The 15,664-nt window shown below is 72.1% G+C and carries 11 protein-coding genes; 6 read left to right on the top strand and 5 right to left on the bottom strand.

The features are described from left to right. Positions 1-4,654, bottom strand: a 4,654-nt coding sequence (locus AAD528_RS12735) for an ExeM/NucH family extracellular endonuclease (protein WP_345752451.1), incomplete at its 3' end; no start/stop codon positions are given. Positions 4,655-4,865: 211 nt separating this feature from the next. Continuing rightward, a complete protein-coding gene (locus AAD528_RS12730) occupies positions 4,866-6,617 on the bottom strand; it encodes a proline--tRNA ligase (protein WP_345752450.1) in 1,752 nt (583 codons plus the stop codon). A 119-nt stretch (positions 6,618-6,736) separates the two neighbouring features. Here AAD528_RS12730 and AAD528_RS12725 point away from each other — a divergent pair, with 119 nt between their 5' ends. The 5 genes from AAD528_RS12725 to AAD528_RS12705 all read left to right on the top strand — a co-directional run bounded on the left by AAD528_RS12725 (position 6,737) and on the right by AAD528_RS12705 (position 11,994). Next, a complete protein-coding gene (locus tag AAD528_RS12725; protein ID WP_345752449.1) occupies positions 6,737-7,711 on the top strand; it encodes an ABC transporter ATP-binding protein in 975 nt (324 codons plus the stop codon). Continuing rightward, the gene (locus AAD528_RS12720; protein ID WP_345752448.1) at positions 7,708-9,327 is read left to right on the top strand and encodes an ABC transporter permease; all 1,620 of its coding nucleotides are present in this window, start codon (positions 7,708-7,710) and stop codon (positions 9,325-9,327) included. Before AAD528_RS12725 ends, AAD528_RS12720 begins: the two co-directional genes overlap by 4 nt. After that, positions 9,324-9,797: a GbsR/MarR family transcriptional regulator gene (locus AAD528_RS12715; protein ID WP_345752447.1), complete on the top strand. Its 474-nt coding sequence runs from the start codon at positions 9,324-9,326 to the stop codon at positions 9,795-9,797. Before AAD528_RS12720 ends, AAD528_RS12715 begins: the two co-directional genes overlap by 4 nt. Positions 9,798-9,816: 19 nt before the next feature. Then, on the top strand, positions 9,817-10,455 hold the full coding sequence (pcp, locus tag AAD528_RS12710) for a pyroglutamyl-peptidase I (protein WP_345752446.1): 639 nt from the start codon (positions 9,817-9,819) through the stop codon (positions 10,453-10,455). A gap of 96 nt (positions 10,456-10,551) precedes the next feature. Continuing rightward, positions 10,552-11,994, top strand: a complete 1,443-nt coding sequence (locus AAD528_RS12705) for an RNB domain-containing ribonuclease (protein WP_345752445.1) — start codon at positions 10,552-10,554, stop codon at positions 11,992-11,994. Here the strand turns inward: AAD528_RS12705 and AAD528_RS12700 are convergent. Continuing rightward, positions 11,981-12,730, bottom strand: a complete 750-nt coding sequence (locus tag AAD528_RS12700; protein ID WP_345752444.1) for a metallophosphoesterase family protein — start codon at positions 12,728-12,730, stop codon at positions 11,981-11,983. The two genes, AAD528_RS12705 and AAD528_RS12700, sit on opposite strands and share 14 nt — an antisense overlap. A 65-nt stretch (positions 12,731-12,795) precedes the next feature. On the opposite strand from AAD528_RS12700, the gene AAD528_RS12695 reads away from it, so the two are divergent. Then, positions 12,796-13,719 carry an LLM class flavin-dependent oxidoreductase gene (locus tag AAD528_RS12695; protein WP_345752443.1) on the top strand — a complete coding sequence of 308 codons (924 nt, stop codon included), beginning with the start codon at positions 12,796-12,798 and terminating at the stop codon, positions 13,717-13,719. 1 nt (position 13,720) lies between these two features. Here the strand turns inward: AAD528_RS12695 and AAD528_RS12690 are convergent, their stop codons facing one another. Then, the gene (locus AAD528_RS12690; RefSeq protein WP_345752442.1) at positions 13,721-14,350 is read right to left on the bottom strand and encodes an SIMPL domain-containing protein; all 630 of its coding nucleotides are present in this window, start codon (positions 14,348-14,350) and stop codon (positions 13,721-13,723) included. A 174-nt stretch (positions 14,351-14,524) separates the two neighbouring features. Further along, positions 14,525-15,658, bottom strand: a complete 1,134-nt coding sequence (locus AAD528_RS12685; protein ID WP_345752441.1) for a diaminopropionate ammonia-lyase — start codon at positions 15,656-15,658, stop codon at positions 14,525-14,527. Between the last annotated feature and the right edge of the window lie 6 nt (positions 15,659-15,664).

The raw sequence follows: 15,664 nt of genomic DNA, 5'->3' as shown, positions 1-15,664 counted from the left end.
CCGCCGTCCACGTCCCCGGCTTCGCCGTCACCGTCTGCGTCACCTTCACCGTCCCCGACACCGACGGCCTCCCGACCTCCAGCTCCTGCGGAGCGGCGGCCTCGGCCGTGAACGCGAGGCGCACGATGGTGCCCGACGGAGCGACGACGACCTCGAGGGAGTGATCGCCGACCGCGGTGTCCGCGGGGATCGTGACCGTGCCGTCCACGGATCCGTCGGCCGCGACCGGCAGCGATCCGAGCACCTCGTCGCCGAGGCGCACCTCCGCCGTGGTGTTCTGCGGCGCGCCGAGCGACGTCAGGTTGAGGCCCGACAGCGCGATCCGCGCCTCCTCGCCGGCCGCGACGGTCCCGACCTCGGACGCGACCGCACGGGTGCGGGCGAACGAGGGCGACAGCGGCGCATTGTCGGCCAGGTAGTCGATCCACGCGTCACGGTCGACCAGACCGGAGTCGGTCGGGTTCGTGCCGTGCTGGAAGGCGAAGAAGTTGTCGCCCGCCGTGGCGGCCGGGGCCGCGAGGAACGAGAACGTGCCCACGCGGATCTCGTCGGTCGGCTGCACGAGCTCGCCGTCGATGTAGATCGCGTCGACGTGGTCGCCGGGCGTCGCGTTCGGGTTCGCCGTGTCGGCGACCCAGGTCACGTTGCTCGACAGGCCCAGCGCCAGGTACGGCCGCGACGGACGGGTCGCGCCGCCCTCGGTCGTCGTCTGCCACTGCTGCTCGAGCAGGTCGTCGAGCTGCGCGCCCGTGAGCGTTGTGGTCCACAGGTTGTTGACGAACGGCAGGACCGCGTTGGCCTCGGCGTACGTCACGACGCCGTCGCCCTCGCCCACCGAGCTGCCCTTGTAGTACAGCTCGTTGCGCAGGCCGCCCGGGTTCACGACACCGATCTCGGCGCCGCCGCGCTCGGGGGCCGACAGGGCGCCGACCAGCGAGTCCGCGACCAGGTTGCCCAGCGCCGACTCGCTGCCGCGGTCGTCGCGAGTGCCGCCCGTCCAGACGCCGTCGATGAAGGATCCGTTCGCGAACGCGGACGTGATGTCCTTCGTGACCGAGGCGACCGGCTCGTTGCCGACCTCCGCCGCGTAGTCCAGGGCCGCGTCGACGATCGCCTTCACCTCGGCGAGCACCGGGTTCGCCTCGAGATCCGCCGCGAGATCCGCGTCGTACTCCGCCTTCGCGACGTCGTACAGCGCCTTGTCCGCCGCGTACTTCGCCTTCTGCTCCTCCGTGGCATTGGCCGCAGGCGGGGTGGGGGCGACGGGCGGCGCGATGCGCTTCACGTTCTCGACGTCGTAGTCCAGGACGTCGAACGTCTCGGGGTCGACCGAGAGCGAGATGTGGCCGAGGAACTCGCCGTAGTTGCCGGTCTGGATGATCGGACGGGTGTCGTCCGTGCCGGTGATGGGCGCGTCCCACGCGTACTGCTTGTGCGTGTGCCCCGTCAGGATCGCCGCCACGCGGGGATCGGTCTCCGTCACGATCTCGGCGAACGGCCCGCCCGCGGCGATCTCCTGCTCGATGGTCGCCCCGTCGGGCGTGCCCGCGCCGGCGCCGTCGTGCACGAGCGCGACGACCAGGTCGGCCTCGCCGTTGCTCTCGTCGTCGTCGAGCAGCTGCGCGGTGACGCGGTTCAGGGCGTCCACCGGGTCGCCGAAGTCGATGGTCGACACACCCGCACCGGCCACGAGCGACGGGGTCTCCTGCGTGACCACGCCGACGAAGCCGATGTCGACGCCGTCCACCGTCACGACGTCGTACTCCTCGAGCGCCGGGGTCTCGGTGCCCTTCTCGTAGACGTTCGCTCCCAGGTAGCTGAAGTCGGCCTCCTGGCTCACGCGGTCGGTGAGGTCGGCGAAGCCCTGGTCGAACTCGTGGTTGCCGACCGCCGAGGTCTGCAGGCCGAGCGCGTCCAGCACGTCGAGCGTGGGCGTATCCTTCTGCGTCGCGGACGCGAACAACGAGGCGCCGATGTTGTCACCCGCCGACACGAACGTCGTGCCCTCGGGATTCTGCGCCTTGAGGTCTTCCACCGTCCTGGCGAAGTCCAGCGTGTTGCCGTCGATGCGGCCGTGGAAGTCGTTGATGTTCACGAGGTCCAGGTCGATCGGGGCGGCCACATCCGGCAGATCCAGGCCGACGATCTCGGGGTTGTGGTCGCTCGCGCGGAACACCGACTCGTCGTACAGGATCGTCGCGTTGTAGTTGTGGCGGCTGTACTCGAAGCCGACCTGCTCCTGGGCATTGATCTGCCACACGTCGACGTCGGTGACCAACTCGAGCGCCGCGTCGTTGGCGAACACGTGGTCGAGCGATCCCGCCATGCCGTCGAAGCTGTACGTCGCCTCGCCGTCGTTGAACTCGCGGTTGACCTCGGTATAGCCGGCGTCCTCGATGAGCTGCACCGGGTCCTCGGACGAGTACGCGTTGAAGTCACCGGTGAAGAACACCGCGTCGATGCCGGTCTCGGTCTCCAGCTGAGCCGTGAAGTCCAGCAGCGCCTGCGCCTGGCCGATGCGGTCCTGGTTGGCGTTGCCCTGGCCGGTTCCGTCGTCCGTGCCCGAGCCCTTCGACTTGAAGTGGTTCACCGACACGAGGAACGCGTCCTCGTCCGCGCCTCCGGCGGCCTTGAACGCCTGGAACAGCGGCTCCCGCGCGTTGCCGAAGTGCGTCTCGTCGATCAGGATCCGGGACTCGCCCACCGGCGCGACGTTCGCCGGCTTGTAGATGAACGCGGTGCGGATGACGTCCTCGTCCGCGACGTCGGGGCGCGTGGCCGGCGACGGCACGAACTCCCACACGTCCGATCCGGCGTTCTCGTTCAGCGCGTCGACCAGCGTCGCGACGGCGAAGTCGCGCTCCTTCCCGAAGTGCGCGGAGTTCTCGATCTCCTCGAGCGACACGATCGACGCGTCGAGCGCGTTGATCGCCTTGACGATCTTGATCTCCTGGCGCTCCAGGTCCTCGGCCTCGGCGGCGCCGCGCGGACCGGTCGGACCGCAGTCGTTCGCGGTCACGGGGTCGCCCGCGCGATCGGCGTACGTCGAGCACGAGCCGCCGGACGCCACGTACTCCTCGGCCGTGGTGGCGAAGTAGTTCAGCACGTTGAACGTGGCCAGGCGGATGTCGCCGCCCACGTCCTGGGGCGCGAGGTTCGGGGTGCGCTCGTCGCTGAAGGCGACGAAGCCCGATCCGTCCCCCGTGATCGGGGTCGTGGGCTGCAGGTTCCAGAGGCTGTTGCGGTACTCGAGGATGCCAGCCGCCTGGAACTGGGCCGTCGAGCCGATGCGGACCGGGTTCTCCGGCGTCAGATACGGCAGCGGGACCGCCTTATTGGCGCTGCTGTTGAAGTTCGTGCTCTGGCCGTCGTCGATCGTGATCGAGCGCGCGGCGTTCTCGGCGACGATCGCGGCGATGCCCGCGGTGTCGGCGGCGTCGGCCTCCTCGGTCGGCGTCTTCAGCTCGCCCTCGCCCGCGGCGAGCAGGAACGACGCGTAGTAGTTCGCGTCGTAGTTGTCGCTCACCGTGAACGACTCGGTGGGGAGCACCAGCTCGCCCTCGTGCGCCTCCTTCTCGGCGGCGGTGTCGAGCGCGGCCCAGTTGGCGACGCTGACCGGCGTGACGGTGCCGAGCGACTCCGGCAGCACCGCGACGCCGCCGGCGGCGGGCGTGATCTCGGTCGTGCCGTTGTACTCGCTCACGGGACCGGTGACGCGGACGCTCTGGCCGATCTCGGCGCGCGCGTTCGCGCCGTAGACGAAGATGCCGTCGGACTTGCCGTCGGCGGGGTCGCCGGCCGGGTCCTGCAGGTAGAAGCCGTTGAAGCCGCCGCTGCGGTAGTCGGCCGTGACGACGCCCTCGACCGTGACGGTCCTGCCGTTCACGGGCGACGTGTCGCCCGTGCCCTGCACGTCGCGGACCGGGGTCACGGTCGCCGGCGCGGTCTCGGTCGGCGTCGGGCTCGGCTCGGTGGGCTCCGGGTCGGGCGTGAGGCCCGAGCTCTCCGGGCTCGGGGCGGCGGTGGCGAAGTCCGCCGCGTTGCTGTCCGAGTCGGCGCCGTCCGTGCGGTGAGCCGACACCGCCGCGGAGGGGGTCGCGCCGACGGCGGCCTCGAAGCCGTTCGCGTTGCCGACGCCGACGCCGTCGACGTAGCCGTCGATCGCAGCGCCGACGAAGTCGCCGCTCGGGATGCCGGTGCGCGTCGCGGCCCCGGGTCCGGTCAGGAGCACCTTGAAGCCGCCCGCGCCCATCGCCCAGTCCACGGTCTGATCCGGGGCGGGCAGGTCGGTGGTCCCGCCCGTTCCGGCGGCGGCCTGCACCAGGTAGTGGCCGCCTGCGGGAATCGTGCCCGTCAACGCGAGACGACCGGAGTTGTACAGGGCCGTCGCGCTCGTCGCGGAGGACGCGTACAGCGACCAGCCGGCGAGGCTCACGTCGGCGTCCGTCGGGTTGTACAGCTCGACGAAGTCGTTCTTGTAGGTCGCGCCGCCGTTGCCACCCCCGCCGTAGACCTCGTTGATGACGACCTTGCTGCCGTCAGGGGCGGCGAACGCCGCCGTGGGGACGAAGGATGCGAGGCAGCCCGCTGTGAGGGCGGCGCTCGCGATGGCCGCGACGCGTCGACGCGCCGGGGCCGGACCGAAAAGGGACATTCAGGTCTCCGGCTCGAGAAGGGAAGGAAGGTTGGGGAACGTCAGGGGATCAGGGAATCACGACTGTGAAGACGTCCCGCCGGGCAGAACGCCCCAACTCTGCACGCGGTCGATTTCCGCCCGTGGGCGCGAAGGTTACGGGCAGGGAAACAAGCCGATATAAAGCACGACGCCCCCGGCCGTGAGGCCGGGGGCGTCGTGCGTCGCTCTGTCAGCGCGCGGTGAGGCGCGCGATCGCGTCCGCGGCGGGGACGACCTCGCGGTCACCCGTGCGGCGGTCCCAGAGCTCGACCTCGCCGTCCGCGGCGCCGCGGCCGACGACCAGCAGCTGCGGCACGCCGATGAGCTCGGCGTCGCCGAACTTCACGCCGGGCGAGACCTTCGGGCGGTCGTCGAACAGCACGTCGAGGCCCGCGGCCTCCAGCTGCACCACGACCTCCTCACCGAGGTTCAGCGCGTCGTCGCCCTTGCCCGTGGCGACCACGTGGACGTCGAACGGAGCGACCGATGCCGGCCAGATGAGGCCCTTGTCGTCGTTGTTGAGCTCGGCGACCGCGGCGAGGATGCGCGTGACGCCGATGCCGTAGGAGCCCATCGTGACGGTCACGAGCTTGCCGTTCTGATCCAGGACCTTGAGGCCGAGCGCCTCGGCGTACTTGCGGCCGAGCTGGAACACGTGGCCGATCTCCATGCCGCGCTCGAGCGTGATGGGCGTGCCGTCCGGGGCGATGTCGCCCTCGCGCAGGGTCGCGGCCTCGATCGTGCCGTCCGGCGTGAAGTCGCGGCCCGCCACGAGCGAGTGCACGTGCTTGTCCGCCTCGTTCGCGCCCGTGATCCACGAGGTGCCGGCCACCACGCGGGGATCGACCAGGTAGCGGATGCCGGTCGAGGCCTCCTCCCCCAGGAGCGCGCCGTCGGCGGTCCAGGGGCCGATGAAGCCGCGGACGAGCTGCGGGTGCTTCGCGAAGTCGGCGTCCGTGGCGGCCTCGACCTCGGCCGGGGCGAACGCCGCCTCGACGCGCTTCATGTCCACGTCCCGGTCGCCGGGCAGCCCGATCACGACCAGCTCGCGCGAGTGATCCGGGCGCACCAGCGCGAGCACCACGTTCTTGAGCGTGCCCGCGGGACCGACCTCGCGATCCAGCACCGTGTTCGCGTGCGCGACCAGCGTCGCGATCGTCGTGGTGCCGGGCGAATCGAACACGACGGGTGACCCTTCCGCGATCGGCAGGGCGTCGGGCGCCTTCGTCTCGAACGCCTCGACGTTGGCGGTGTAGCCGCCCTCCGAGCGCACGAACGTGTCCTCGCCGATCGGCGTGGGGTGCAGGAACTCCTCCGACTTCGACCCGCCCATGGCTCCGGCATCGGCCTTCACGATCACGTATTCCATGCCGAGGCGCTGGAAGATGCGCTCGTACGCGGCGCGCTGCGCGTCGTACGACGCGTCCAGACCCTCGTCCGAGTAGTCGAACGAGTAGGCGTCCTTCATCGTGAACTCGCGGCCGCGCAGCAGGCCGGCACGCGGGCGGGCCTCATCCCGGTACTTGTCCTGGATCTGGTAGATCGTCAGCGGCAGGTCCTTGTACGACGAGTACAGGTCCTTCACCAGCAGCGTGAAGGCCTCTTCGTGCGTGGGCGCGAGCAGGTAGTCGGCGTCGTGACGGTCCTTGAGGCGGAAGATGCCGTCGCCGTACTCGGTCCAGCGGTTCGTCGCCTCGTAGGGCTCGCGCGGCATGAGCGCCGGGAAGTGCACCTCCTGCGCGCCCGCGGCGGCCATCTCCTCGCGCACGATCATCTCGATCTTCGCCTTGACCCGCAGGCCGAGCGGCAGCCAGGCGAAGATGCCCGGCGCCTGACGGCGGATGTAGCCCGCGCGCACCAGCAGCCTGTGGCTGATGACCTCCGCGTCGGCGGGGTCCTCCCGGAGGGAGCGGAAGAAGAAGGAAGAGAGCCGCGTGACCATAGGGCACCAGTCTATGGATCGGGCGCGTCGCGCGTTCTCACGAACGGATCGGGACCCGCCGCGTGAGGGTTTCGTGAGGAATCTTCACAATTTTGTGAAAGCTCAATACCGTCGGCGCCATGACAGCTGTGATCCAGACGCGCGGCCTGCAGAAGCGCTTCGGCCGCGCCATCGCCCTGAACGGTCTCGACCTCGAGGTGCAGCCGGGCGAGGTGCACGGCTTCCTCGGCCCGAACGGCGCGGGGAAGTCGACGACGATTCGCATCCTGCTGGGCCTCGCCCGCGCCACCGGCGGCGAGGTCACCGTGTTCGGCCGCGACCCGTGGCGCCACGCGGCCGAACTGCACGCGCGCGTCGCCTACGTGCCGGGAGACGTGAGCCTGTGGCCCAACTTCTCCGGCGGAGAGGCGATCGACCTGCTCACGCGCCTGCGCGGCGGGGCGTCGGACCGGAAGACGTACGCCGATCGACGCGGGCGCCTGATGGAGGCGTTCGAGTTCGATCCGCGCAAGAAGGGTCGCGCCTACTCGAAGGGCAACCGGCAGAAGGCCGCCCTCATCGCCGCCTTCGCGACGCCCGCCGAGCTGTACATCCTCGATGAGCCGACGAGCGGCCTGGATCCGCTGATGGAGGCGGTGTTCCAGGAGGAGATCCGCCGCGCCGCGGGCGAGGGCGCCACCGTGCTGCTGTCGAGTCACATCCTCAGCGAGGTCGAGCAGCTGTGCGACCGCGTCTCGATCATCCGCGCGGGCGTGCTCGTGGAGTCGGGGACGCTCGCGGATCTGCGTCATCTGTCGCGCACGGAGATCTCCTTCGCGCAGGGAGAGATCGAGACCTCCGCGATCGAGGCGCTCGGCGCCGTGCCCCAGGCACACGACCTGCGGTCGACGAGTGGACACGTGACGTTCACGGTCGACAGCGACGCGGTCGCCGACGTGCTGCCCGCGCTCGCCCACCTGCGGGTGCAGGGCCTCACCGTGGCGCCGCCCTCGCTCGAGGAGCTCTTCATGCGGCACTACGGCGATGACATCGCGCGCGAAGAGGCGGCGCTCGATGCGCCGAAGACGCGCGCCCAGCGCAGGGCCGCGTCATGAGCCTGCTGCTCACGCTCCTGCGGCAGCGCGCCCGCCGCGACTGGCTGCAGCTGCTGCTGTGGATCGGCGGCCTGGGCCTGCTCGCCGTCGTCTCGGTCGGCGCGCTGGACACGACGTACGGCGACGAGACCGAGAGGAAGGACATCCTCACGATCGCGGTGGCGAGCCGCACGGTCCTGGTCTTCCGCGGCACGCCGAACGGCGCCGATGCCCCGGCGTTCGCGTTCTTCCAGCTGTTCACGTGGCTGGCCGTGATGGCCGGGCTCATGGCGTCGTTCCTCGCGGTGCGGCACACGCGCGCCGAGGAGGAGGCCGGCCGCGCCGAGCTCGTGGGCGCGACACCCGCGGGCCGCGTGCTGCCGACGATCGCGACGGTCGTCCACGGTCTGCTCGCCGTCATCGGCCTGGGCTTCGCACTCGCCCTCGCGCTCGCCGCGGGCGGGCTGCCGCTCGAGGGATCGCTGGTATTCGGCGCGGCGGTCGCCGCCGCGGGCGCGGCGTTCCTCGGGTTCGGGCTGTTCGCCGCCCAGCTGTTCCGCACGGGCCGCGGCGCCAACGGCATCGGCGTGGCGTTCGTGCTCGGCTCGTACCTGATGCGCGGCGTCGGCGACGCCGCCGGCACGCCGTCCGACGACCTGCTGCACGTGACGCCGGCCTGGCCGACGTACCTCTCCCCCATCGGCTGGGGCCAGCTCACCGGCGCCTACGTCGACGACGACCTCCTGCCGCTGCTCGTCCCGCTCGTGTTCGCCGCCGTGTGCGTGATCGCGGTCATCCTGCTGCTCTCCGTGCGCGACATGGGCGCGAGCCTGCTGCCGGGAGCGAAGGGACGAGCCACGGCCGGGCCGATCCTGTCGTCCTCCTTCGGGCTCGCGTGGCGGCTCAACCAGTCGACCCTGTGGTCGTGGACGATCGGCGCGGTCGCCACGGGGCTGCTCGCCACCTCGCTGACGGGCCTCGTCGACCAGCTCGCCGGGGAGGCGCCGGCGGTCATGGACACGCTGCGCGCGGCCATCGGCGAGGACGCCACCCTCGAGCAGGCGTTCGTCGGCACCTTCTTCAGCCTGATCGGCATCCTCGCGGCGTGCTGCGCGGTGCAGGTCGGCATCCGCGCGCGCCAGGAGGAGGTGCACGGCACGGCCGAGGCGGTGCTCGCGACCCGCGTGCCGCGCCTGCGGTGGATCCTCGAGTACGCGATCGTCGGCGTCGCGGTGATCGTCGTCGTGCTCGCCGCGGCGGGAGCCGCGGGCTCGCTGGGCGCGCTGACGAGCGATAGCCCGGGCGGCCTGCTCGCACTCGTCTGGGAGGCGGCAGCCGCGCAGCTGCCGGTGAGCCTGGTGTTCCTCGGCCTCACGCTCGTGGTCTTCGCGGTGATCCCGCACGCCACGATCCCGCTGGCCTGGACCGTCGTGGGCGTCTCCGCGATGATCGGCTTCTTCGGACCGCTGTTCGGCCTGCCCGAAGGCGTCGTCGACCTCTCGCCGTTCGCCCACTCGCCGCTTCCGACCGGCGACGAGACCGACTGGACGGGCGGGCTCTGGCTGCTCGGCATCGGCGTGATCCTGACGGTGTTCGGCGTGGTGGCGGCGGACCGGCGGGAGCTGACGACCGGATGACGCAGGATGACCCGCGCGAGGCGCGCGTGACGGAGGCGGCGGAGCGATCCGCCGCCGTCCTCGCCGCGCTCGGCTTCCCGACCATGCCCGCCCGGATCCTGGTGGCCCTGCTGTCGTCGGAGAGCGGATCGCTCACCGCGGCGGAGCTCGGCCGCATCCTCGGGGTGAGCGCGGCGGCCGTCTCGGGCGGTGTGCGCTACCTCGAGATGATCGCCGTGGTGCACCGCGTCTCCGATCCGGGGCATCGCCGCCGCCGCTGGCAGATCGCCGAGGACTGGTACAACGGCATGACCTCGCAGTCGGGCGTCTACGACCGCGGGGCGGAGAGCCTCGAACAGCTCGCCGCCGTGCTCGATCCCGGCGGCGCCGCGCACGCGCGCACGGCCGACAGCGCGGGCTTCCTGCGTTTCGTCGGGCGTCGCGTCCCCGCGCTGCTGCAGGAGTGGAAGGAGGAGCGGGATCGCTCCTGACCGGACCTACGCTGGTTCGATGACCACCGTGCTGCTGACCGGATTCGAGGCGTTCGGCGGGGATGCCCGCAACCCGTCGGGTGAGGCCGTCGCCGAGGCCGCGCTGACGTGGGCCGGGCCCGAGACGCTGGTCACCGCGACCCTTCCGGTGGAGTTCGACGCCTCGGCCGCAGAGCTGCGCGAGCTGATCACGGAGTTCGCCCCGGACGTCGTCATCGCGACCGGGCTCGCCGGGGGACGCGCCGACGTCACGCCCGAGCGGATCGCCGTGAACCTGCGGGATGCGCGGATCCCGGACAACGCCGGCGCGCGGCCGGTCGACGAGCCGTCGGTCGAGGGCGGTCCGGCGGCGCACTTCGCGTCCCTGCCGGTCAAGGCGATCTCCGCGGCGATCGCCGCCGAGGGCATCCCGGCGTCGGTGTCGCACACCGCGGGGACGTTCGTCTGCAACCACGTGTTCTACGTCGCCGCCCACGAGGCAGCCCGGCGACCTGGCATGCGCGCGGGCTTCGTGCACGTGCCGTGGTCGATCGAGACCGCTCCGGCGGGGGCACCGTCGCTTCCCGCGATCGACATCGCGCACGCGCTGCAGATCGCGATCCGGACCGCCCTGGACGTGCACGCCGACAGCGGTCTGTCCGCCGGCGCGCTGCACTGATCCGGACGGGCGGGCCCGTCGCCGCGGGGCGTCTCGACTCGGTGCGCGCGCTCGACGACCGGGGCCGGGCCGGAGCGATCGGCATAGGCTGACCGCATGCCGGCACGCCACGCGCATCTGTCGCCGTCCGCCGTCCAGACCGCCCTGGCCGAGTCGCTCGCCGACCTCCGCCGCGACCTCGAGCTGCCGCAGGGGTTCCCGGCCGACGTGATCGCCGAGGCCGAGGCGGTCGTCGCGGCGGGCGAGGCCGTGGACGGATCGGATCCGGATCGCGCGGACCTGCGCGATCTCGAGTTCCACACGATCGACCCGGAGGGATCCCGGGATCTGGATCAGGCGCTGTGCATCGAGCGCGACGGACCCGGCCCGGAGGGATCGGGCTGGGTCGTGCACTACGCGATCGCCGACCTCGCCGCCTTCGTGCGTCCGGACGGCGCGATCGACGCCGAGACCCGCCGCCGCGGGCAGACGCTGTACGCGCCCGACGGCTCGGTGCCGCTGCACCCCGAGGTGCTGTCGCACGGGGCCGCCTCCCTGCTCCCCGAGCAGGATCGCCGGGCGTACGTGTGGCGGTTCGCTCTCGACGCACGGGGCGTGCAGCACGAGCCGGCGCGTCCTCCGGTCCGCGCGTGGGTGCGCTCGCGACGCCGGTGGAGCTATGCCGAGGCGCAGGCGGCCGTCGACGCGGGCTCCGCGCCCGACTCGATCGCCCTGCTGGCGGAGGCGGGTCCGGCGCTGATCGCACAGGAGGCCGCGCGGGGCGGTGCGAGCCTCAGCTCGCCCGAGGAGGAGATCGCCGCGACGCCGGACGGCTACGTCCTGCGGGCGCGCGTGACGCTGCCCGTCGAGGACTGGAACGCGCAGATCTCCCTCATGACCGGCATGGCCGCCGCGGCGATCATGCTCGAGCGCGGCACGGGCATCCTGCGCACGCTGCCTCCCGCCGACCCGGAGGCGATCGCCGAGTTCCGCCGCCGCGTGGCCGCGATCGGGCGCCCGTGGGCCGAGGGCATGCCGTACGGGGAATACCTCCGTCGCGTGGACCACTCCGACGCGGCCGCGCCCGCGATCATGCAGGCCGCAAGCGGGCTCTTCCGCGGCGCGGACTACGTCGCGTTCGACGGCGAGCCACCCACCGAGCCGGCGCAGGCCGCGATCGGCGCACCCTACGCGCACACGACCGCTCCGCTGCGCCGCCTCGTCGACCGCTTCGTGCTCGCGATGTGCACGGACGGCCCCGGCTGGGCGCACGAGGCGCTGCCCGACCTGCCGGAGATCATGCGCCGGTCCGGATCGCTCGCGAGCCGTCTCGAGGCGGGCGCGATCGACCGCGTGGAGGCCGCCGTGCTGCACTCGCGCGTCGGCGAGGAGCTCGGCGCCGTCGTGGTCTCGCAGACGAAGGGCGGCTCTCGCATCCAGATCGCGGATCCGTTCGTCACGGCGACGATCCCCGAGCCCCGCGATCCCGGCTCCGAGATCCGGATCCGCGTGACGTCGGCCGACGTCGCCGCGGGGCGCATCACCCTCACAGCGGCGTGACGGCTCCGCGGTATCTCGCCGTGCGCAGCTCGGAGGCCCATTCGGCCGTGCGCGGCATGTCGAGCCGCTCGGCCACCGCGATCTCCGCCTCCACGTCGTACGGCACCCGCACGAACTGCAGTCCGAACGACGCGGGCTCCTCGCCGTCAACGACGCCCTCGACGATCACGTAGCTCGGCGTCGGCTCGTCGAGCGGGTTGCCGACGCTGCCGACGTTGAACAGGGTGCGGCCGCCCGCGGTCTCGACGTACGCGTCGTGGACGTCGCCGTAGCCGACCACGGTCGGCTCGGGCCGGTCGCCGGTCATCTCGGTGTTCGCGAACATCGCCGCGAACTGCTCATCGGTGTGGTGGAAGTGCACGCGCACGTGCGGGCTCTCGGCGGAGGCGTGGAAGACGCGGATCCGGCGCCCGCTGACCAGCAGGTCGTGGCTCAGCGGCAGCTCGCGCAGCCAGCGACGCTGGTCCGGGCGCAGCTCGTCGCGCCACCACACCATGTCGACGGGGCCGTCGCCCGGGATCCCCTCGAGGAAGTCGTCCCAGTTGCCGCGCACGGTGAGCTCGCACGCCTCGGCCACGCGATCGACCGCGGCGCTCCCGCGTGGCCCCTTGCCCGCGACGTCACCCAGGTTCAGGATCCGCGTGATCCCGCGGCCGGCGATGTCGGCGAGCACCGCCTCGAGGGCCCCGAGATTGCCGTGGACGTCCGAGATCAGCGCGATGCGGTCCAGGGGCATGACCGAAGCGTAGCCCGGTCATGCTGCGGGCCTTCGCGACCGGATCCGTCACTACGCTCGGGAGCATGAAGTTCAGTCTCTGGCTCCCCGCGAACCTCCCGTGGCGCGATCTGCGCGCGGCCGCGACCCACGCCGCCGGCGCCACCGCGGGCACCGCGCGCTGGCGGGGCCTGTGGCTCGAGGACCACTTCATGGACAACACGCCCGAGCCCAACGACGGTGCGCGCGGCGAGTGCCTGACGCAGCTGACCGCGCTCGCGGCGACCGTGCCGGGTGTGCGGCTCGGATCCCTCGTGCTCGGCAACACGTATCGGCATCCGGCCGTCGTGGCGAAGCAGGCGGCTGCGCTCAGCGACATCTCCGACGGGAGGTTCGTGCTCGGCGTGGGCGCCGGGTGGCAGGAGAACGAGCACCGCGCCTTCGGCGTCGAGTTCGGTGACGTCCCGAGCCGGATCCGCTGGTTCCGCGAGGCGCTGCAGGTGTGGACCGCGCTGCGCGACAGCGCCCACGACGGCAGTGAGTTCGCCGACTTCGAGGGCGAGCGCTACCGCCTCGAGCACGCGTCGCTGAACCCCGGACCGCACGCGACCCTGCCGATCCTGATCGGCGGCAAGGGCGAGAAGGTCATGCCCAAGCTCGTCGCGCGCTACGCCGACGAGTGGAACCTGTGGGCGACACCGGACGTGTTCGCGGCGAAGAACCGGATCTTCACGGCCGCGCTCGAGGAAGCCGGCCGCGATCCCGGCTCGCTCTGGCGGACGACCCAGGCGCTCGTCTTCTTCGACGACGCGGCCAGGGCCGCCGAGATGCAGGCGCAGGGACGCCCGGCGATCGGGGGATCGGCCGCACAGCTCGTCGAGACGATGGCCGCGTACGCCGCGGCCGGCGTGGACGAGTTCATCCTGCCGCTGACGACCGTGCGGGACGTCGCGAAGCTCGCGGATCTCGGCGACCGGTTCCTGAGCGAGGTCGCCGAGCAGGTCGGCTGAGCTACAGCTCGAACGTCGCGACGATCGCGGCCTCGACCTCGATCTCGGGCGCCGAGAACTGCGCGACCCCCGAGTCGGCCCGCGCGAGCATCGGCACGCCGGGCCCTCCCCCGTGCACCTGCCGCTCGGTCACGCTGAGCAGCGTGGGCTCGGCCACGACTCCCGGAAGGATCGCGGCGGCGTACGATCGCGCACGCCGCACCGCGTCCTGCACCGCGAGTCCGCGCGCCGCGTCGAGCAGACCCTCACGGCTCTCGTCCGACAGCGCCCAGTGCACGGGCTGGACGCCGAGGTCGGCCCGCGCCGCGAACGCGGACACCCCCGCGGCGAGTGCCGCGAGATCGGTGTAGGTGATCGTGATCGTCGAGGTGACGTGATGCACGGGTGCGGGGCGCTGCGGATCCGGGCCGGTCGGATCCGTCCACGCCCACGGGCTGCCGATCTCGAACGCCGCGGCGACGTTCGAGCGCCGCCGGTCACGCGCGATCCCGGCGACCTCCTCGTGCAGCATGCGGTGGCGCGTGACCACCTCGTCGCGATCGGGCCCGTGCGCGGCCACGTCGAGCGCGAGGATCCCCCGCTCGGCGGCCTGCGAGATCCGATGCGATCCCTCGACGGTGATGGTGGTCATGGCGCGAGGATAGCGGGCGTGGGTGCTCACGCTGCCGTCGCTCTGGCTGAACGACCGCGTCATCGACGGCGACCGAGGACGACGCCTTCGATCACATCCCGGGCGTGAGCATCGCTCCCTCTGCGGACGACGCGCGGATGCGCGACGGCGTGCGAGGAGATGCGCCGGCGATGCTCACGACAGCTCCGTTTCACAGATGCGGTTGTAGGCGACCACGTCCGTGGCGCCCTCCGTGGAGAACACCAGGACGGTGTCGGATGCGGAGAGACCGAGTGCATCACGGTGCACGAGCATCCCCGCGAGTCCCGCGGCGCCGCTTTCACCCGACACGATTCCGTCGCGGTGGAGCAGGCGCATCGCCTGCTCCGCGGCGGCGTCGGTCACGGTGCAGAAGGCGTCGAACCCGCTCGAGACATCCGGCCACGCAACGAGCGACGGCGTGCCGCAGTTGAGCCCCGCCATGATCGAGCGCTGGGGGCCCGGGATCGTCGTCGGGACGCCCCGCTCGATGCTGACGGTCGTGCAGTCGGCATCGACCGGCTCCACTCCGACGACGCGAGTGCCCGCCGAGCCGCCGAATCCGCGCGCCACGGCAGCGGCGAAGGCGCCGACGCCGATCTGCGCGGCGACGACGGTCGGCGCCGCAATCGTGCCGTCCGCGATCGCATCGGCGATCTCGCCGATCAACGTCGAATACCCCTCGATGACCCACGCGGGCGGCTCGGTGTAGCCCTCCCACGAGGTGTCCGAGACGACGAGGGTGCGCGCGTCCACCGCGTCCGCGCTCCGGCGGATCGCGTCGTCGTACCCTCCGTCGACGACCTCGACCGAGGCCCCCTCGCCCTCGATCGCCGCGATCCGCGCGGCGACCATGTCGTCGGGAACGAAGATGTGCACCGGCAGTCCCAGCAGGGCGCCCATGCGTGCGACCGCCCGTCCGTGATTGCCGTCGGTCGCCGCCGTGAGCGACAGCCCGGGGAACCGCCGCAGCTCGTCGCGGAGCCGCTCGAGGTCGGGATGCGCCGCGAGGTCGAGGCCGACATGCCGCAGCAGCACGCGGTAGGCGGCCCAGGACGCGCCGAGGATCTTGAAGGACGGCATGCCGAGGCGCTCCGACTCGTCCTTCACGAGCACTCTCGCGACGCCGAGCGCCGCGGCCGCGGCGGGGGCGGACCGCAGCGGCGTGGGCGCGTAGCCGGGGAGGCTGCGGTGGAACGCGGCGCTCGGGCGGCCGATGCGCGTCAGCCGCGCCGCGTTCCGCAGCGGGTTCGCGATCAGCCTCGGGACGTCGGCGTGGGTCGCGGTCACGGGGTC

Origin of the sequence: Microbacterium rhizophilum (genome assembly GCF_039605615.1) — a bacterium.
Taxonomy (GTDB): Bacteria; Actinomycetota; Actinomycetes; order Actinomycetales; family Microbacteriaceae; genus Microbacterium; species Microbacterium rhizophilus.
This window is presented reverse-complemented; position numbering and strand designations above follow the sequence as displayed.